The 17,575-nt window shown below is 64.8% G+C and carries 15 protein-coding genes; 9 read left to right on the forward strand and 6 right to left on the reverse strand.

Features of this window, described 5'->3' with window-relative positions:
• Nucleotides 1-8 precede the first annotated feature (8 nt).
• The 3 genes from GJ695_RS03150 (at nucleotide 9) to GJ695_RS03160 (ending at nucleotide 3,964) form a co-directional block, all read left to right on the forward strand.
• Entirely contained in the window at nucleotides 9-1,958 is a 1,950-nt protein-coding gene (locus tag GJ695_RS03150; RefSeq protein ID WP_154362155.1) for an acyl CoA:acetate/3-ketoacid CoA transferase, read from the forward strand.
• A gap of 66 nt (nucleotides 1,959-2,024) precedes the next feature.
• Nucleotides 2,025-2,804, forward strand: a complete 780-nt coding sequence (locus GJ695_RS03155) for a DeoR/GlpR family DNA-binding transcription regulator (RefSeq protein ID WP_154362156.1) — start codon at nucleotides 2,025-2,027, stop codon at nucleotides 2,802-2,804.
• Nucleotides 2,805-2,809: 5 nt separating this feature from the next.
• Nucleotides 2,810-3,964: an MFS transporter gene (locus GJ695_RS03160; protein ID WP_154362157.1), complete on the forward strand. Its 1,155-nt coding sequence runs from the start codon at nucleotides 2,810-2,812 to the stop codon at nucleotides 3,962-3,964.
• Here the strand turns inward: GJ695_RS03160 and GJ695_RS03165 are convergent.
• The 5 genes from GJ695_RS03165 to GJ695_RS03185 all read right to left on the reverse strand — a co-directional run bounded on the left by GJ695_RS03165 (nucleotide 3,915) and on the right by GJ695_RS03185 (nucleotide 11,562).
• Nucleotides 3,915-4,712 carry an ABC transporter permease gene (locus tag GJ695_RS03165; RefSeq protein WP_154362201.1) on the reverse strand — a complete coding sequence of 266 codons (798 nt, stop codon included), beginning with the start codon at nucleotides 4,710-4,712 and terminating at the stop codon, nucleotides 3,915-3,917. The genes GJ695_RS03160 and GJ695_RS03165 overlap by 50 nt on opposite strands.
• A 5-nt stretch (nucleotides 4,713-4,717) precedes the next feature.
• A complete protein-coding gene (locus GJ695_RS03170) occupies nucleotides 4,718-5,338 on the reverse strand; it encodes an ABC transporter ATP-binding protein (protein ID WP_154362158.1) in 621 nt (206 codons plus the stop codon).
• A gap of 5 nt (nucleotides 5,339-5,343) precedes the next feature.
• The gene (gene moeA, locus GJ695_RS03175) at nucleotides 5,344-7,263 is read right to left on the reverse strand and encodes a molybdopterin molybdotransferase MoeA (RefSeq protein ID WP_154362159.1); all 1,920 of its coding nucleotides are present in this window, start codon (nucleotides 7,261-7,263) and stop codon (nucleotides 5,344-5,346) included.
• Nucleotides 7,264-7,265: 2 nt separating this feature from the next.
• Nucleotides 7,266-8,375 carry a GTP 3',8-cyclase MoaA gene (gene moaA, locus GJ695_RS03180; protein ID WP_154362160.1) on the reverse strand — a complete coding sequence of 370 codons (1,110 nt, stop codon included), beginning with the start codon at nucleotides 8,373-8,375 and terminating at the stop codon, nucleotides 7,266-7,268.
• Between the two features lie 169 nt (nucleotides 8,376-8,544).
• Nucleotides 8,545-11,562, reverse strand: coding sequence for an Rne/Rng family ribonuclease (locus GJ695_RS03185; protein WP_154362161.1), 3,018 nt, complete (start codon nucleotides 11,560-11,562; stop codon nucleotides 8,545-8,547).
• A 667-nt stretch (nucleotides 11,563-12,229) separates the two neighbouring features.
• On the opposite strand from GJ695_RS03185, the gene GJ695_RS03190 reads away from it, so the two are divergent.
• Genes GJ695_RS03190 through GJ695_RS03205 form a run of 4 tightly spaced genes read left to right on the forward strand, consistent with a single transcriptional unit; the run spans nucleotide 12,230 to nucleotide 15,293 of the window.
• A complete protein-coding gene (locus GJ695_RS03190; RefSeq protein ID WP_154362162.1) occupies nucleotides 12,230-13,210 on the forward strand; it encodes an RluA family pseudouridine synthase in 981 nt (326 codons plus the stop codon).
• Between the two features lie 11 nt (nucleotides 13,211-13,221).
• Nucleotides 13,222-13,881, forward strand: a complete 660-nt coding sequence (locus GJ695_RS03195; protein ID WP_154362163.1) for an HAD-IIIA family hydrolase — start codon at nucleotides 13,222-13,224, stop codon at nucleotides 13,879-13,881.
• A gap of 2 nt (nucleotides 13,882-13,883) precedes the next feature.
• Entirely contained in the window at nucleotides 13,884-14,249 is a 366-nt protein-coding gene (locus tag GJ695_RS03200) for a Rieske (2Fe-2S) protein (RefSeq protein ID WP_154356299.1), read from the forward strand.
• A 21-nt stretch (nucleotides 14,250-14,270) separates the two neighbouring features.
• Nucleotides 14,271-15,293 carry a S49 family peptidase gene (locus tag GJ695_RS03205; RefSeq protein ID WP_154362164.1) on the forward strand — a complete coding sequence of 341 codons (1,023 nt, stop codon included), beginning with the start codon at nucleotides 14,271-14,273 and terminating at the stop codon, nucleotides 15,291-15,293.
• Nucleotides 15,294-15,465: 172 nt separating this feature from the next.
• On the opposite strand, the gene GJ695_RS03210 is transcribed toward GJ695_RS03205, so the two are convergent.
• On the reverse strand, nucleotides 15,466-15,753 hold the full coding sequence (locus tag GJ695_RS03210; RefSeq protein ID WP_229260308.1) for a hypothetical protein: 288 nt from the start codon (nucleotides 15,751-15,753) through the stop codon (nucleotides 15,466-15,468).
• Nucleotides 15,754-15,876: 123 nt separating this feature from the next.
• Here GJ695_RS03210 and GJ695_RS03215 point away from each other — a divergent pair, with 123 nt between their 5' ends.
• Together GJ695_RS03215 and GJ695_RS03220 are read left to right on the forward strand one after the other, a co-directional pair.
• Complete coding sequence (locus GJ695_RS03215) at nucleotides 15,877-16,593, forward strand: pseudouridine synthase (RefSeq protein WP_154362165.1); 717 nt, start codon at nucleotides 15,877-15,879, stop codon at nucleotides 16,591-16,593.
• On the forward strand, nucleotides 16,590-17,567 hold the full coding sequence (locus GJ695_RS03220) for a fumarylacetoacetate hydrolase family protein (RefSeq protein WP_154362166.1): 978 nt from the start codon (nucleotides 16,590-16,592) through the stop codon (nucleotides 17,565-17,567). Before GJ695_RS03215 ends, GJ695_RS03220 begins: the two co-directional genes overlap by 4 nt.
• Nucleotides 17,568-17,575 lie beyond the last annotated feature (8 nt).

Raw genomic sequence — 17,575 nt, forward strand, 5'->3', positions numbered from 1 at the left:
GAGCCGCCATGCCAGCTCGCACGCTTGATTTTTCCTCGCTCGGCCTGCCGGCCGTGCAGCGTAACAAGGTGGTGAGCGCGGCGGACGCGGTCAGCCTGATACGTGACGGCGACACCATCGCCACCGGCGGTTTCGTCGGCGTCGGCTTCGCGGAGAATATTGCGGTGGCGCTGGAAAAGCGCTTCCTTGCCGATGCCGCGCCGCGCGACCTCACCTTGCTGTATGCCGCCGGTCAGGGCGACGGCAAGGAGCGCGGCCTGAATCACTTCGGCCATGAAGGTCTGCTGAAGCGCATCATCGGCGGCCACTGGAGCCTGGTGCCCAAGCTGCAGCAACTGGCGATGCACGGCAAGGTGGAAGCCTACAACCTGCCGCAGGGCGTCATCAGCCAGCTGTTCCGCGACACCGCCGCCGGCAAGCCCGGCCTGCTGACGCACGTCGGCCTCGGCACCTTTGTCGATCCGCGCCATGGCGGCGGCAAGATCAACGCGCGCACCACCGAGGAGCTGGTGGAAGTGATCACGCTGGCCGGCAAGGAGCATCTGTTCTACAAGGCGCAGCCGGTGCACGTCGGGATCATCCGCGGCACCACGGCCGACGCCAACGGCAACATCACCATGGAGCGCGAGGCGCTGACGCTGGAAGCGCTGGCGATCGCCATGGCCGCGCACAATTCCGGCGGCATCGTCATCGTGCAGGTGGAGCGCATCGCCGAACGCGGCACGCTCAATCCGCGCCAGGTCAAGATTCCCGGCATCCTGGTCGACTGCGTGGTGGTGGCGGAAAAGCCCGAGTACCACATGCAGACCTTCGCCGAGCCCTACAGCGCGGCGTTTGCCGGCGAGCTGCGCATGCCGTTGTCGGCGGTGGCGCCGATGCCGCTGTCGGAGCGCAAGGTGATCGCGCGCCGCGCGCTGATGGAGCTGCGGCCGAACAATGTGGTCAATCTTGGCATCGGCATGCCGGAAGGTGTGGCGGCCGTGGCGGCGGAGGAAAAGCTGCTCGATCTCGTCACGCTGACGGCGGAGCCGGGCGTCATCGGCGGCATGCCGGCGGCGGGCCTGAACTTCGGCGCCGCCACCAATGCGGACGCGATCATCGACCAGCCCTACCAGTTCGATTTCTACGACGGCGGCGGACTGGATGTGGCGATTCTCGGGCTGGCGCAGGCGGACCGGCACGGCAATCTGAACGTCAGCAAATTCGGCAGCAAGCTGGCCGGCGCGGGCGGCTTCATCAACATCAGCCAGAACGCGCGCAAGGTGGTGTTTGTCGGCACCTTCATGGCCGACAAGGGCGCGACGCGCAAGTTCGTCAACGAAGTCGAGCACCGCACCTACAGCGGCGAATACGCGGCGCGGCGCGGGCAGGAGGCGCTGTTCGTCACCGAACGCTGCGTGTTCCGGCTGGTGCTGGACGGCGGTATGTCCGGCCTGGAACTGGTGGAAATCGCGCCGGGCGTCGACGCCGAGCGCGACATCTTCGCCCACATGGATTTCCGGCCACTGGTCAGCCCGCAACTGAAGCTCATGGACGCGCGCCTGTTCGCGCCGCTGGCGATGAACTGGCGCGCCGATTTCCTGGCGCTGCCGCTGGCGCAGCGGCTGGTTTACGACGCGCAGCAGGAACTGTTCTTCGTCAATTTCGAAGGTTTCGAGGTGGGTGACGCGGCCACTATCGCGGCCATCTGCGCCATGGTGGCGGAGCTGCTTGGGCCGCTGGGCCGCAGGGTGCCGGCGGTGATCAACTATGACAATTTCTCCATCGCGCCGGATCTGATGGACGACTACGTGGCGGCGGTGAACGATCTGGCGGAGCGCTACTACAGCAAGGTGACGCGCTACGCCCACAGCACCTTCATGCGCGCCAGCCTCGGAAGGGCGTTCCGCCGCATCGAGAAGGATGCCGCCGTTTTCGCCAACTCGGCCGAAGCACTGCTGCGCCTGCGGGAGCCTTGATCCATATTTATGCGTATTTATGCGTGTTTGTTTACACTTTGGCGTTAGCCGTGTACACTTTCGTGCATGAAAAAAGAACCTCTCCTGCTGCCCGAGCGGCACGCATTGATATTGCAACAACTGAACACCGAGGGCCGGGTGCTGGCCGCCGTGCTGGCGCGCGAACTGGACGTGACGGAGGACACCATCCGCCGCGACCTGCGCGACCTGGCCGCCGCCGGCTTGTGCCAGAAGGTCTATGGCGGCGCGGTGCGCATGCCGGCCGCGCCGGAAGGCGGCACGCTGACCCAGCGCATGGAGCGCCAGCAGTCCGATAAATCGCGCCTGGCCGCTGCCGCCGCCACGCTGATCCAGCCCGGCGCCGTCATCTTCCTCGACGCCGGTTCCAGCAACCTGGCCATCGCCGAAGCGCTGCCGCTCGTGACGCTGACGGTGCTGACCAACGCGCCATCGATCGCCGCGCGCCTGCTGGACAAGCCGAATATCGACCTGATCATGATCGGCGGCCGCATCAAGCAAAGCCTGGGCGGCAGCGTGAGCGCGACCGCGCTGCGCGAGGTGGAGCTGATTCACCCGGACCTGTACTTTATCGGCGCCTGCGGCGTCGACCTCGACGCCGGCGTCACCGCCGTCGATTACGAAGAAGCCGAATTCAAACGCCGACTGGCCGCGCAAAGCAAGGCCACCGCCGTTGTCGCCACCGGCGCCAAGCTGGGCGCCGTGGCGTCCTACCGCGTGCTGCCGCTGTCCCAACTGACCCACCTGATCGTCGAAGCGGATGCAGCCGAGGCGCTGGCCGCCGACTACGCCGCCGCCGGCGTCAACCTGCTGCGCGCTGGCGCATGAGTCCCATGAAAACCACTGATTTGAAACACCGCGTCTCGACGCGCTTGGCATTCCTCGCGGCCGGCATGGCCATGTCTTCCTGGGCGCCGCTGGTGCCGTATGCGCAGGCGCGCACCGGCGTGGAGGCGGCGCAACTGGGCTTGCTGCTGCTGTGCCTTGGCATCGGCTCGCTGCTGGCGATGCCGGTGACCGGCGTGCTGGCCGCGCGCTTCGGCTGCCGGCGCGTGATCCTGTGTTCCGGCCTGGGCTGCTGCCTGGTGTTTCCGTTTCTCGCCATCGCGCCGAGCGCGCCCTTGCTGGCATTGACGCTGTTCCTGTTCGGCGCCACCATCGGCACGCTGGATGTGTCGATGAATGTGCAGGCGGTGATCGTCGAGAAGGATTACGGCGGCGCGCTGATGTCCGGCTTCCACGGCATGTTCAGCGTGGGCGGCATCGCCGGTGCGGGATCGATGAGCGCCATGCTGTGGCTGGGCATGGACATTGTCAGCGCCTCGGTGGCGATGACGGTTGCGGTGGGGCTGGTGCTGCTGGTCGCCGGCCCGAACCTGCTGCGCGAAGCGCCGGCGGCGGAGCGTGACGCGCCGTTGCTGGTGGTGCCGCGCGGCGCCGTGGTGCTGATCGGCGTGCTGTGCATGTTTGTATTTCTGGCCGAAGGCGCGGTGCTCGACTGGAGCGCGGTGCTGCTGACCCACGGCGGCATGAGCGGCGCGCAGGGCGGCCTTGGTTACGCGGCGTTCGCGGTGGCGATGACCATCGGCCGGTTGAACGGCGACAAAATCGTGCAGCGCTGGGGCGGAAAACGCATCCTGATGCTGGGCGGGCTGGCTTCGGCGGCTGGGTTCTTCATCGTGGTGCTGGCGCCATCGGCGTGGCTGGCGCTGCCGGGCTTTGTGCTGATCGGCTGCGGCGCGTCCAACATCGTGCCGGTGCTGTTCACGGCGGCCGGCAGCCAGAAGGACATGCCGGCCGGGCTGGCGGTCAGCGCCATCTCGACCATCGGTTATGCGGGCATTCTGGCGGGACCGGGACTGATCGGCTTCGTGGCGCACGCTGTCGGTTTGCAGGGGGCCTTTGCGGCACTGGCGTGCGGCATGCTGGTGGTGGCCTTCAGCGGCTCGTCAAGCGCTCCAGCCGCAGGCGGTGACGCTCGTCCGTGACGCTGCGCGCGGCCAGGTAGACGGCCAGCGTGACCGAGATGCCGCTGCCGCCGGCCAGCAGGAACATCAGCAGGATCTGGTAGCGCACCGCGTCCATCGGGTCCATGCCGGCGAGGATCTGGCCGGTCATGATGCCGGGCAGGGTGATGATGCCGGCCGCCGACATCTGGTTGATGATCGGGATCAGGCCCTTGCGCACCGATTCGCGGATCAGCGGCGCCAGCGCCTCGTTGCGGGTGGCGCCCAGCACCAGTTGCGCTTCGATGGCGGCGCGGGAGTTGACCACGCCGCCGTAGAAGGTGTCCAGTCCCAGGCTGGCGGAGTTCAGCACATTCCCCAGTACGATGCCGATCAGCGGCACCGCGTATTGCGGCTCGTACCACGGCGTTGGATGCAGCACCGTCAGCAGCGCCAGCACCACGGTGGCGATGCTGGACAGGCCGACGCTGACGGTGGCCAGCCACACGCCGGGCCAGCCCATCAAGCCGTGGGAAGGCCGCGTCGCCACTTCGCGCGCGGCGGCGATAATCATCAGCAGGGCTACCGCCAGGGTGGCGGCGGGCGAGGCCAGCGCGAACACCCAGCGCAGCACCAGGCCGACCAGCAGCAGCTGCACCACCATGCGCACGGCGGACCACAGCATCATGCGCTGCATGCGCAAGCCCAGATAGGCCGAGATGCCGGCGTTCAGCACCACCAGCGAGGAGGCGATGGCGAGGTCGATGGCGCCGGGCTGTATCGGCGTCATGCCGCTCATGGCGTGTCCTCGTGCAGCTGGCGCTCGCGCATGGTCATGTGGCGGTGGCCCAGCGTTTGCGCCTGCTGCGCCGAGTGGGTGACCAGGATGACGGACAGGCCGTTGGCCACTTCCTTGCGCAGCAGCGCTTCGGTGGCGGCGACGGCTTCCGGGTCCAGCGCGGCGGTGGGTTCGTCGAGCAGCAGCACCTTGGGATTGCAGGCCAGCGAGCGTACCAGCGCCATGCGCTGGCGTTCGCCGGTGGAGAGGCGGCTTACCTCGTGTTCCAGCAAGGCCGGCGACAGGTTCAGTTGCGGCAGCAGTTCCTGCATGCGCGGGATCTGGCCCGGCTTGAAATGCGCGCCGGCGGTGGGCAGCCACCATGCCGGTTCGGCCGGCTGGTAGACCACCTGCGAGCGCCACACGGGCGCGCTCATGCCGGAGCGCGGCGCGCCGTCCAGCAGGATCTCGCCGGTGTTGGGATCGAGGTCGCACAGCATGCGCAGCAGCAGGCTTTTGCCGGCGCCGGAAGGGCCGGCGATGCTGATGCATTCGCCGGCCGCCAGGTCGAAGGTGTACGGGCCGGCGAGCGGCGATTGCAGGTTGCGGACTTGTAGGCGCGGCGCAGTAGGATGCATAGATCTCAGGTCAGGCCGTCGAACAGCATCACGTCGACCATCTGGCCGGCGTCCACGTTGGCCTGCGCGTGGTGCAGGACGACGATGCAGTTTGCCTCGGTCATGGAACTGAGGATGCCCGAGCCTTGCGCGCCGGTCAGGCGCACTTGCGCGACGCCGTCGGCGCCGGTGCTGACAATGCCGCGCTGGTATTCGGTGCGGCCGGGGCGCTTGCGGATGGCTTCCGTGGCGCGCGCCTGCAGCGTTTGCAGTTTCGCTTCGGCGCCCATCATGCGCAGCAGGGCGGGGCGGGCGAACATGTAGAACGAGACCATCACGGCGACCGGGTTGCCGGGCAGGCCGAACAACCATGCGCTGCCTTGCTCCGTCTGGACCTTGCCGAAGGCCAGCGGGCGACCGGGGCGCATGGCCAGCTTCCAGAAGGCGACGTCGCCCAGCAGGGCCATGATGTCGCGCGTGTAGTCGGCGGCGCCTTCGGAGACGCCGCCGGAGGTGATGATGGCGTCGGCTTTATCCGCTGCTTCGCGCAGCGCGGCTTCCAGCGCTTGCGGGTCGTCGCGCACCACGCCAAGGTCGATCACTTCGCAGCCCAGGCGGGTCAGCATGCCGAACAGGGTGTAGCGGTTGCTGTCGTAGACGCAGCCGGTATCGAGTTCGTCGCCCAGCGAGCGCAGTTCGTCGCCGGTGGAGAAGAAGGCCACGCGCAGCTTGCGGCGCACGCTCACGCTCGGGATGCCCAGCGAAGCGATCAGGCCGAGGTCCGCAGGGCGCAGCAGCTTGCCGGCGGCGATGGCGATGCCGCCGGCCTTCAGGTCTTCGCCGGCGCGGCGCAGGTTGGCGCCGGGGCGGAGGGCGTTGGCGGCGATGGTCACGCTGTCGCCGTCAATTGCCGCAGCCAGTTCCTGCGGCAGCACGCTGTCGCAACCGGGCGGGATGGCGGCGCCGGTCATGATGCGGACGCATTCGTTTTGCTGCGGCGCTTGCGTGCATGGGTGGCCGGCGTAGGCGATGCCGATCACCTTGAACGTGGCTGTGCCTTGCGCAGGCAGGTCTGCGCCGCGCAGGGCATAGCCATCCATGGCCGAGTTGTCGTAGGCGGGGACGTTGATGGGCGAGATGATGTCGGCGGCCAGCGCGCGGTCCAGCGCGGCCAGCAGTGGCAAGGTCTCCGTCGCTTCCACCGGTGCGATGCGCTCGCAGATCAGGCGCCGCGCCTCGTCGACCGGCAGCGCCGCCGGATCGGCGTCGCGCGGGCCGGCGGCCGCAGTGGCCGTAGCGTGCGGCGCAACGACGGTCGGCGCGGTGCGCTCGTGGCGGTGGAGATCTTCCAGCGTGTTGATGTTGCCAAAGGCGGCGGCGTCATCGAACATCACCTCCGCCACCTTCAGCGTCTTGAAGAAGCCTTCCATGCGGCGCGCGCCGGTGTCGAGGTAGGCGTCCAGCTGCGGCAGCACGCTGGCCTTCATCAGACTGAAGACCGGATGCGGCTGGCGGAACGGCGCGGCGTCCGGCTGTTCCGGATCGTGCTCCATGGTCACGGCCATGGCCATGTCGGCGCCCTGCGCCGCCATCGCGGCGTACAGCCGCTCAGCCAGATCCAGCGGGAAGAACGGCGAATCGCACGGCGCCGTCAGCAGCAGCTCGGTCGGGCAGAACTGCAAGCCGATCTGCAAGCCCGCCAGCGGCCCGGCGAAACCGTCGATAAAGTCCGGCAGCACCGGCGACTCGCCCGCCACCGCCTGGTACTGCGGCAGGTTGCGGTTGGCGTTGATCGCCACGCTGGCCACCTGCGGCGACAGGCGTTCCATCACATGCGCCACCAGCGTCGCGCCGCGAAACGGCTGCAAGCCCTTGTCGACGCGGCCCATGCGCGTGCCGCGGCCGCCCGCCAGTATCAGTCCGGTGACCTTGCTCTTCAAAGACAAAACTATCCCCCGATGTAAGACATTTCCACTTTATTGGCGCTGCGTCGCAGCTCCGCGGTCTGGCTGGTGCGCAGTTCCGAATAGCGGTCCTCGCGCTGGCGCCACAGGTGAGCCAGCGCGGTGCTGATTTCGGCATCGTCACGGCCCTCGCGCAGCAGCGCGCGCAGGTCGTGGCCACTGGTGGCAAACAGACAGGTATACAGTTTACCCTCAGTTGACAGCCGCGCGCGAGTACAGTCCGAGCAAAACGCCTGGGATACACTTGAAATCAGGCCGATTTCGCCGCTGCCGTCCACGTAACGCCAGCGCGAGGCGGTCTCGCCGGTGTAGTTGGCGGCCACCGGCTCCAGCGGCATCTCGGCGCTGATGCGGCGCGCCACCTCGGCCGAAGGAATCACCTCATCCATTTTCCAGCCGTTGGACGCGCCCACGTCCATGTATTCGATGAAGCGCAGGATGTAAGGCGTGCCACGGAAATAGCGCGCCATCGGCACGATCTCGTGATCGTTCATGCCGCCCTTGACCACCATGTTGACCTTGATCGGCCCCAGGCCCACCTGGTGCGCGACGTCGATCCCCTTGAGCACATCCTCCACCGCGAAATCGACGTCGTTCATGCGCTGGAAGGTGGCGTTGTCGAGCGCGTCGAGCGACACGGTGACGCGCTGCAGGCCGGCGTCCTTCAGCGATTGCGCCTTGCGCGCCAGCAGGGAGGCGTTGGTGGTCAGCGTCAGGTCCAGCGGTTTGCCGCTGACGGTTTTCAGTTCGGCCAGCATGCCGATGAGCTTTTCGATATTCTTGCGCAGCAGCGGCTCGCCGCCGGTCAGGCGGATTTTCTCGACGCCGTGGGCGATGAACAGTTTGGCAATGCGGGTGATCTCTTCAAACGACAGCAGCGAGGTATGTGGCAGGTACTGGTACTCGTTGTTGAACACCGCCTTCGGCATGCAGTAGACGCAGCGGAAGTTGCAGCGGTCGGTGACCGAAATGCGCAGGTCATGCAGCGGCCGCGCCAGGCGGTCGCTCAACAGGCCGGTCGGCGTTTCAAGGATGGACGGGACGACCGGCGTGTCGCCACGCTGCGCGGTCATCATGATGATTTTTTCTGCCATGGGTGGTGCAATCTTGCTGTTTTTGAAAGCGACGCGCACCCTCGTGCGCTCGACCGGCTACGATACCACGAGCGGCGCTTCCTCGTACTGCCCCGAAGTGATAACTGGTAGGCGCTGTCCAAAGTAAAAAGGGAAGCCGAAGCTTCCCTTTTTTATTCACCGCAGTTGCTTATCGGCGAGTATCGACTTGAACCAACGGTTCGTCATTTTGCGGTGGCAGCGGCTTGCGTTCGCGTGGCACGCGGACCGGCGGCGCGACCTGGGCAGCGGCTTCCTGCGCGGCGCGCAGTTTGGCCGGGTCGGTGGCGGCCAGCGTCAGACCGGCGGAGCCGAGGACGGCTTGCAGGTCGACCGATGGCGCCGGCGCTGGCGCTGGTGCGGCCACGACTGGCGCAGGAGCAGGGGCTGGCGCAGGAGCCGGTGCAGGAGCAGCGGCAACCGGAACTGGTTCGGCAACCACTGGCTCTTCAGCCACGACAGGCGCTTCAACCACGACGGGCGTTTCCACTGGGGCGACGGCTACCGGGGCGGCTTCCACAACCGGCGCTGGCGCTGGGGCGGCTTCCACGACCGGAGCGGCCACTTCCACTGGCGCAGCTTCCGGCGCAGGCGCTGGTGCTTCGGCGACGACTTCCACCGGAGCGGCGACCACTGGTGCAGTTGCTGGAGCGGCTTCTGCTACAGGAGCGGCTTCGACTGCCGACGCGGCTGGTGCTGCTTCGACCACTGGTGCGGCTGCGGCGGCAACTGACGCTGGTGCCGGAGCTGGTGCAGGTTCGGCGGCTGCGGCTGCCACGGCGACGTCGGCCACTGGCGTGAAGCTCAGTTCCGCCTGTTCGCCAGCTTCTTCAGCCGTTGCTTCCTGGCCTTCTTCGCGTTCACGGCGGTTGCGGTTGCGGCCACCGCGACGGCGACGGCGGCGTGGCTCGTCGCCTTCGCCTGCCACGTCGTTTTCTTCACCTTCAGGACCGGCGTTCGGCGCGGTTTTCAGGATGCTGGCGGCAGCGTCGGTCACCGGACCGGTGGCTGGAATGCCGGCGTTCAGTGCCAGTTCTTCCACCTTGGCTTCGACTGGCGCTTTTTCACCGCGTGGCTCGCGTGGTGGACGTGGCGGACGCTCGGCGCGTTCCGGACGCTCGGCACGCTCAGGACGTTCAGCACGCTCGCGGCCCTGGCCTTCGGCGGCCTGTTCACGGCCCTCACGCGGTTCACGCGGCTCGCGTGCTTCACGTGGTGGACGCGGCTGGCGTGGCGGACGGCCGTTGGCGTCGGCTGCCTTGCCCTCTTCCTGGCCGGCGCCAGCGCGGGCTGCGCCGGGTTCTTTCTCTTCACGTTCGCCACGGCCACCTTTGCCGTTGCGGTTGCGGCCGCGCGGGCCACGGGCGTTGCGGTCGCCGCGGTCAGCGCCGGCTGGCGCCTTGACCACGATGGTCGGCTGCTGCGGCAGGGCCGGAGCGGCTGGCGCGCCGGTGAAGAAGCTCACCAGCTTGGCGAAGAAGCCTTGCGGGGCTGGCGTTGGCGCCGGGGCCGGTGCCGGCTTGATGACGGTTTCGGTCGGCTTGCGCTCGACCAGCGGCGCCGGTTGATCAGGGGTGATGGTCTTGACCATGGCTTCCTGGCGCGGCTTGGCTTCTTCCTTCTGGCGCTTGCTGTAGGCCATGTCGGTTTCGGCCTGCTCGGCCAGCGAGTAGCTGGCGGCGCTGTCTTCCAGGCGCGGATCGTCGTGCTTGATGCGCTCCAGCTTGTAGTGCGGGGTTTCCAGGTGCTTGTTCGGCACCAGGATCACGTTGATGCGGTGACGCGTTTCGATCTTCAGCACTTCGCTGCGTTTTTCGTTCAGCAGGAAAGCGGCGACGTCCACCGGCACTTGCACGTGGATGGTGGCCGAGTTTTCCTTCATCGCCTCTTCCTGGATGATGCGCAGGACTTGCAGGGCCGACGATTCGGTGTCGCGGATGTGGCCGGTGCCGGAGCAGCGCGGGCAGGCGACGTGCGAACCTTCCGACAGCGACGGACGCAGGCGCTGGCGCGACAGTTCCATCAGGCCGAAGCGGGAAATCTTGCCCATCTGGACGCGGGCGCGGTCGTGGTGCAGCGCGTCTTTCAGGCGCTGTTCCACTTCGCGCTGGTTCTTGGCCACTTCCATGTCGATGAAGTCGATCACGATCAGGCCGCCCAGGTCGCGCAGGCGCAGCTGGCGGGCCACTTCTTCAGCGGCTTCGCAGTTGGTGTGGAAGGCGGTGGTTTCGATGTCGGAACCGCGGGTGGCGCGGGCCGAGTTGACGTCGACCGAGACCAGGGCTTCGGTGTGGTCGATGACGATGGCGCCGCCCGATGGCAGCGGCACGGTGCGGCTGTAGGCGGTTTCGATCTGGTGTTCGATCTGGAAGCGCGAGAACAGCGGCACGTCGTCGCTGTAACGCTTGACACGGTGCACCATGTCGGGCATCACGTGGCTCATGAACTGGTGCGCCTGCTCGTAGATCTCGTCGGTATCGATCAGGATCTCGCCGATATCCGGCTGGAAGTAGTCGCGAATCGCGCGGATCACCAGCGACGATTCCTGGTAGATCAGGAATGCGCCGGAGGCCGACTTGCCGGCGCCTTCGATCGCGCGCCACAGTTGCATCAGGTAGTTCAAGTCCCACTGCAGTTCATCGACGTTGCGGCCGATGCCGGCGGTGCGGGCAATCACCGACATGCCTGGCGGCAGGTCCAGCTTGTCCATGGTTTCGCGCAGTTCCTGGCGCTCTTCACCTTCGACACGGCGGGATACACCACCACCGCGCGGGTTGTTCGGCATCAGCACCAGGTAACGGCCGGCCAGCGAGACGAAGGAGGTCAGGGCGGCGCCTTTGTTGCCGCGCTCTTCCTTTTCCACCTGGACCATGATTTCCTGGCCCTCGCGCAGCGCTTCCTTGACGGAGGCGTTACGGACATCCACACCTTCTTTGAAGTAAGTGCGGGCTACTTCCTTGAAAGGGAGGAAACCGTGGCGATCTTCGCCATAGCTGACGAAGCAGGCTTCGAGCGACGGTTCAATGCGGGTGATCACGCCTTTGTAGATATTGGACTTGCGCTGTTCGCGTCCGGCGGTCTCGATGTCGATATCGATCAGTTTCTGACCGTCGACAATCGCTACGCGCAGCTCTTCTTGCTGCGTAGCGTTAAATAACATGCGTTTCATTTTTATTAACTCCGCGACCCTTGGGCCATCTATGCTGTCCGGTTTCTTAGGTCCGGTCCAGCAAGCTACAGGGATATACGCGAGAATCGGAGTGATTGCGGTGGGTATGCCCATCCTGTGCGGCCGCACGGAGCGGCCACAACTGGGCGCATGAGGTTGATCGACATGCCGAGTGCTCGCTTCATCAGTCCTTCTCCATGCGGCCCCAACGGACGGCAGAAAAGAACAGACGGAGAGCAGCGTCTAAATGACCAGATCTCGACCATGCTTCATACTACAAGTGTTGCAACTTCGGTAACCAGGCTGGTTTCAGCCTTCCGTCGAGCTCGCAGTAAAGCATAGGGTCTGGCGAAAACGGCAAGCGTTATCAACTACTCATCAACCGGCCAGCCCGCGTGAGCTGGCTGACCGGACTTTATCCTTATATCCAATCAATCTTCTTCAGCACCCCTGTCGCCATCCGATTACAACGACGGTGCAACCCTGAGTCAGGCAGGGGTGGTGCGTATACATTTTTTCCTCTGAATTTGCAATTTGGCGAGGCCAGTGGAGACGCCCCTGTGTAAAATGTGCTTTTATTCTTACACTTGCCGCAGTACGAACCGCAGCGAAACAATTATATATTCAAAATGAAGGACTTAGAGAGATTTCTGGGAAGACAGACTAAATGAAGATGCAAAAAGATGTTGTTCCCGCTTCAACGTCCGCCCCGCTGCAAGCCCAATTCGTCACCATCACTGAAGAAGAAGCCGGTCAACGGATCGATAACTACCTGTTGCGCGTTTGCAAAGGCGTGCCGAAAAGCCACGTTTATCGCATCCTGCGCTCGGGAGAAGTGAGAGTTAATAAAGGTCGTATCGATCAACTGTACCGTTTGGTACAAGGTGATGTGGTGCGGATTCCGCCCATTCGCCTGGCGGAAAAACCCGACAATCACGTGCCGGCCGCCGAATTCAAGATCATTTTCGAGGATACCCACCTGCTGGTGATCGACAAGCCGGCCGGCACGGCCGTGCACGGCGGTTCCGGCGTGTCGTTCGGCGTCATCGAGCAGTTGCGCGCCTCGCGTCCGGACGCCAAGTTCCTCGAACTGGTGCACCGGCTGGACCGCGAAACCTCCGGCCTGTTGTTGTTGGCAAAGAAACGCACGGCCCTGACCAGCCTGCACGAGCAGATGCGCGACGGCCTGACCGACAAGCGCTACCTGACCATGGTGGCCGGCGACTGGAAGAACGCGCGCCAGCACATCAAGCTGGCGTTGCACAAGTACACCACCGCCGACGGCGAACGGCGCGTCTCGGTGTCCGAAGACGGCATGGCCTCGCACACGATTTTCTCGCTGCTGAAGAAATTTGACGGGTTTGCCCTGCTGGAAGCCGAGCTGAAGACCGGACGGACGCACCAGATCCGCGTTCATCTGTCATCGTCCGGCTTTCCCATCCTCGGTGACGACAAATACGGCGATTTCCCGTTGAACAAGGCGCTGCAAAAAGCCACCGACACGCGCGGCGCGCTGAAGCGCATGTTCCTGCACGCGCATCAAATTACGTTTATGCATCCCGAATCGGGCAAAAACATGACGCTCAATGCGCCATTGGCCGCCGAATGTGAGCGATTCTTGGTAAGCTTGGGCAAACCTCTTAATTAATCGCAAACACAATGGCAAGAAAGCAATTTGATCTGATCGTCTTCGATTGGGATGGCACCTTGATGGATTCCACCTCCACCATCGTGAAATGCATCCAGGCGGCGGCGCGCGACCTGGCGCTGCCGGTGCCGCGCGACGAGATGGCGGCCCATGTCATCGGCCTGGGCCTGCACGAAGCCATGCAGGCGGTGTTGCCGGACATCGATCCGGCGTTTTATCCGCGCATGGTGGAGCGCTACCGCTACCATTTCCTGTCGCGCGACCACGAAATCAGCCTGTTCCCCGGCGTGCACGACATGCTGGAGGATTTATCGCAGAACGGCTATTTCCTGGCTGTGGCCACGGGCAAGAGCCGGGTCGGCTTGAACCGCGCCATGAATGATGTCAAAGTATTGTCGCTGTTCGACGCCACGCGCTGCGCCGACGAAACCTTCTCCAAGCCGCATCCGGCCATGTTGCAGGAATTAACGCGCGAATTGGGGCAGGATATGCGCCGTACCGTGATGATCGGCGATACCACGCACGATTTGCTGATGGCCAACAACGCTGGCGCGGCCGGCATCGCGGTCGAATACGGCGCCCATCCGGTCGACCAGCTGACCGCCTGCAAGCCGATGTTCTCGGCCAGGACGGTGGCCGAGCTGCACCAATGGCTGAGTGAGCACGCATAACCATGGACGATATCCTGATCTGCGCCTCGGACGCCATCGAGGACGGCGGCAAGGGCATCCGCTTCCCGCTGACGGCGGGCGGCGATGACGCCACCGGTTTCGTGGTGCGCCACGGCGGCAAGGCGTATGCCTACCTGAACCGCTGCGCCCACGTGCCGATCGAGCTGGACTGGGCCGAGGGCGAGTTCTTCGAGTCCAGCAAGCTGTACATCATGTGTTCGACGCACGGCGCCGTCTATGTGCCGGAAACCGGCCAGTGCGCTGGCGGACCGTGCCGCGGCGGCCGGCTGCGTCCGATCAGCGTGGTCGAGCATGACCAGCAGATTTTCTGGCAGCCGGATGACTATGTGCGCCCGGCGCGCGCTTGATTAACACCACCAAAGCAATCCATGAGCGACAACATCGATCCGAGCAGCACTCCAGCACCAGCGCCTAACCCGCAGCCGCAGCCGCCCAAGCCGGCCGTCAACGCCTCCAACTGGGAGCGCGAGGTGCTGGAAAAACTGGTGTTCGCCACGCTGAAAGAGCAGAAGGCGGCGCGCCGCTGGGGCATTTTCTTCAAGGCGCTGACCTTGCTGGTGATCGTGTTCGCGCTGAGCGCGTATTTCGATTTCAGCTGGACCGGCTCGGACAGCGAAACGCTGGGCCGCCACACCGCGTTGATCGAAGTGGAGGGCGCCATCGAATCCGAAGGCAGCGGCTCGGCGGCGGTGGTGATACCGGCGCTGAACAAGGCGTTCTCCGACAGCGGCTCGGTGGCGGTGGTGCTGCACATTAACAGCCCGGGCGGCAGTCCGGTGCAGGCCGGCATGATCGTCGACGAGATGGTGCGCCTGCGCAAAGGTTATCCGGGCAAGCCGCTGTACGTGGTGGTGGACGAGATCTGCGCCTCCGGCTGCTACTACATCGCGGCCGGCGCCGATCGCATCTACGTCAACAAAGCCAGCATCATCGGCTCGATCGGCGTGCTAATGGACGGCTTCGGCTTTACCGGCGCGATGGAAAAACTCGGCGTCGAGCGCCGCCTGCTGACGGCCGGCGAGAACAAGGGCTTCATGGACCCGTTCAGCCCGCTGACCGAAAAACACAAGCAGCACGCGCAGGCGATGCTCGGCGAAATCCACGAGCAGTTCATCCAGGTGGTGCGCAACGGCCGCGGCAAGCGCCTGAAGGAAACGCCGGACATGTTCTCCGGCCTGTTCTGGACCGGCGCCAAGTCAATCGACATGGGCCTGGCCGACGCCTACGGCACCGTCGACACGGTGGCGCGCGACGTGGTCAAGGCCGAGGACATCGTCGACTACACCCAGCATGAAGGCCTGCCGGAACGCGTGCTGAAGAAATTCGGCGCGGCCATGGGCGCCGGCGCGATGAAGTCGGCGGTGGACACTGTACGGCCGAGCCTGCATTAGCCTGCGTTGCTGCAGGACTGGCTGGGCGATTAACATTATCAATACAGCCTTCTTTTCACTTGCATATCCAGGGTGGTGAACTATAGTGGTGGTGTAGTTCTTTCCAAGGGGGGCCGATATAAACAGTTTAGCTTGTTGTCAGCACGTTCTTGACTCAGTCTGATTGATGGAACTACTCCACCGCATCATCGATGCGGCTCAGAGAGAATTTCGATTCCTCGTTCAAGTCCCCGTGTGGGACTGAAAACAGCGGCTCCGTGCCGCTGTTTTCTATTGCGCCTTCGGCTTGCGCGAAGCCGCCGGCGTCCAGCCAGGCCAGGAACAGCGTCTGCTGGTAGCCGTGCCACAGCGCCTGGGCGCTGGCGAAGGTGGCGGGACCGTGGCTGCAGCGTTGCAGCAGCAGGGCGGTGCGGTGGGTGGCGGCCTGGGCTTGCGCCGCTGGGTTGGCGATATAAGTCATAGCATGTCCTGCTGAGATTCCGATGCGCAGTAGGGAAATTCCTAATGCAGTTTCAGTCTATCAATGGAATTCCGGCGCGGCTTGATATGCATCAAGGTTGCAGACTCCTGTAAAATCGCGGCCATGAGTAAATTATCCTTTGACCGCATCCTGCAATCGCAGGGCTACGGCACCCGCAAATACTGCCGCGCGCTGATTGAAGATGGTGAAGTCACCATCAACGGCGTGGTACACGACAACTACAAAGAGCTGATCGAGACCGATGGCCTGGTGTTCAATCTGTTCGACGAGGACGTGGTGTACCGCGAACACGTCTACATCGCGCTGTTCAAGCCGCAGAACTATGAGTGTTCGCGCAAGCCCAGCCACCATCCCGGCGTGCTGACGCTGCTGCCGGAAGAACTGACCTGGCGCGACGTGCAGCCGGTCGGCCGGCTCGACCACGACACCACCGGCATGCTGCTGATGTCCGACGATGGCGCCTTTATCCACGCGCAATCGTCGCCGAAGCGCCATGTGCCGAAGATTTACCAGGCCACCACGGCGGAGCCGGTCACCGACGAACTGATCGCCCAACTGCTGGCCGGCGTGCAGTTGCACGACGAACCGGCACCGCTGGCGGCGCAGACCTGCATCAAGCGCGGCGAGCACCAGCTGGAAATCGTGCTGGAGCAGGGCAAATACCACCAGGTCAAGCGCATGCTGGCGGCCGCCGGCAATCACTGCTCGGCGCTGCACCGCTCGGCCATCGGCGGCTTGGAGCTGGCCTCGCTGGAGATCGAGGAAGGCGACTGGTGCTACCTCACCGCTGAACAACTCGCGCTGCTTGCTCCCGCATGAAACTCGCCACCCTCAAGGACGGCAGCCGCGACGGCCAGTTGATGGTGGTGTCGCGCGACCTGAAAAGCGCCCAGTTGGCCGACGGCGTGGCCCGCACGCTGCAACGCGCGCTCGACGACTGGACCTTCATCTCCCCGCAACTGGATGACATCTACCAGGAACTGAACCGGGGCGGCGGCCGTCGCCGCTTCGATTTCGACCCGCAAAACTGCATGGCGCCGCTGCCGCGCGCGTTCCAGTGGGCGGACGGTTCGGCCTACGTCAACCACGTCGAGCTGGTGCGCAAGGCGCGCGGCGCCGAGCTGCCGGAGTCGTTCTGGGAAGAGCCGTTGATGTACCAGGGCGGCAGCGACGATTTCCTCGGTCCGACCGATGACATCGTGCTGGCGCACGAGGAGTGGGGCATCGATTTCGAAGCGGAAGTGGCCGTGATCACCGACGATGTGCCCATGGGGGCGACCGCCGACCAGTCGCTGCAGCGCATCCGCCTGCTGATGCTGGCCAACGATGTATCGCTGCGCAACCTGATTCCGGACGAGCTGGCCAAGGGCTTCGGCTTCGTCCAGTCCAAGCCGGCCACCAGCTTTTCGCCGGTGGCGGTCACGCCGGACGAGCTGGGCGACGCCTGGAAGGGCGGCAAGGTGCACCTGCCCTTGTTGTCGACCTGGAACGACAAGCTGGTCGGTAAGCCGCATGCCGGCGTCGACATGGTGTTCAATTTCCCGCAGCTGATCGCCCACCTGGCCAAGTCGCGCAATGTGCGGGCCGGCTCCATCATCGGCTCCGGCACGGTGTCCAACAAGGACGCCAAACGGGGCTATTCCTGCATCGCCGAGCAGCGCTGCCTGGAGATGATCGCCGGCGGCGCGCCGCTGACGCCGTTCATGGCGTTCGGCGACACCATCCGCATCGAGATGCTGGACGATGGCAAGTCGGTGTTCGGCGCCATCGCGCAAACCCTCACTCAACGCTGAGTTTCCGT

Origin of the sequence: Duganella alba (assembly GCF_009674495.1) — a bacterium.
In the GTDB taxonomy this organism is placed as follows: Bacteria; Pseudomonadota; Gammaproteobacteria; order Burkholderiales; family Burkholderiaceae_D; genus Rugamonas; species Rugamonas alba.

Bases quoted from the DNA above. Each gene is read 5' to 3' on its own strand.
- GJ695_RS03150 (WP_154362155.1), top strand. From the start codon at position 9: ATGCCAGCTCGCACGCTTGATTTTTCCTCGCTCGGCCTGCCGGCCGTG.
- GJ695_RS03155 (WP_154362156.1), top strand. From the start codon at position 2,025: ATGAAAAAAGAACCTCTCCTGCTGCCCGAGCGGCACGCATTGATATTG.
- GJ695_RS03160 (WP_154362157.1), top strand. From the start codon at position 2,810: ATGAAAACCACTGATTTGAAACACCGCGTCTCGACGCGCTTGGCATTC.
- GJ695_RS03165 (WP_154362201.1), bottom strand. From the start codon at position 4,712: ATGACGCCGATACAGCCCGGCGCCATCGACCTCGCCATCGCCTCCTCG.
- GJ695_RS03170 (WP_154362158.1), bottom strand. From the start codon at position 5,338: ATGCATCCTACTGCGCCGCGCCTACAAGTCCGCAACCTGCAATCGCCG.
- moaA (WP_154362160.1), bottom strand. From the start codon at position 8,375: ATGGCAGAAAAAATCATCATGATGACCGCGCAGCGTGGCGACACGCCG.
- GJ695_RS03185 (WP_154362161.1), bottom strand. From the start codon at position 11,562: ATGAAACGCATGTTATTTAACGCTACGCAGCAAGAAGAGCTGCGCGTA.
- GJ695_RS03190 (WP_154362162.1), top strand. From the start codon at position 12,230: ATGAAGATGCAAAAAGATGTTGTTCCCGCTTCAACGTCCGCCCCGCTG.
- GJ695_RS03195 (WP_154362163.1), top strand. From the start codon at position 13,222: ATGGCAAGAAAGCAATTTGATCTGATCGTCTTCGATTGGGATGGCACC.
- GJ695_RS03200 (WP_154356299.1), top strand. From the start codon at position 13,884: ATGGACGATATCCTGATCTGCGCCTCGGACGCCATCGAGGACGGCGGC.
- GJ695_RS03205 (WP_154362164.1), top strand. From the start codon at position 14,271: ATGAGCGACAACATCGATCCGAGCAGCACTCCAGCACCAGCGCCTAAC.
- GJ695_RS03210 (WP_229260308.1), bottom strand. From the start codon at position 15,753: ATGACTTATATCGCCAACCCAGCGGCGCAAGCCCAGGCCGCCACCCAC.
- GJ695_RS03215 (WP_154362165.1), top strand. From the start codon at position 15,877: ATGAGTAAATTATCCTTTGACCGCATCCTGCAATCGCAGGGCTACGGC.
- GJ695_RS03220 (WP_154362166.1), top strand. From the start codon at position 16,590: ATGAAACTCGCCACCCTCAAGGACGGCAGCCGCGACGGCCAGTTGATG.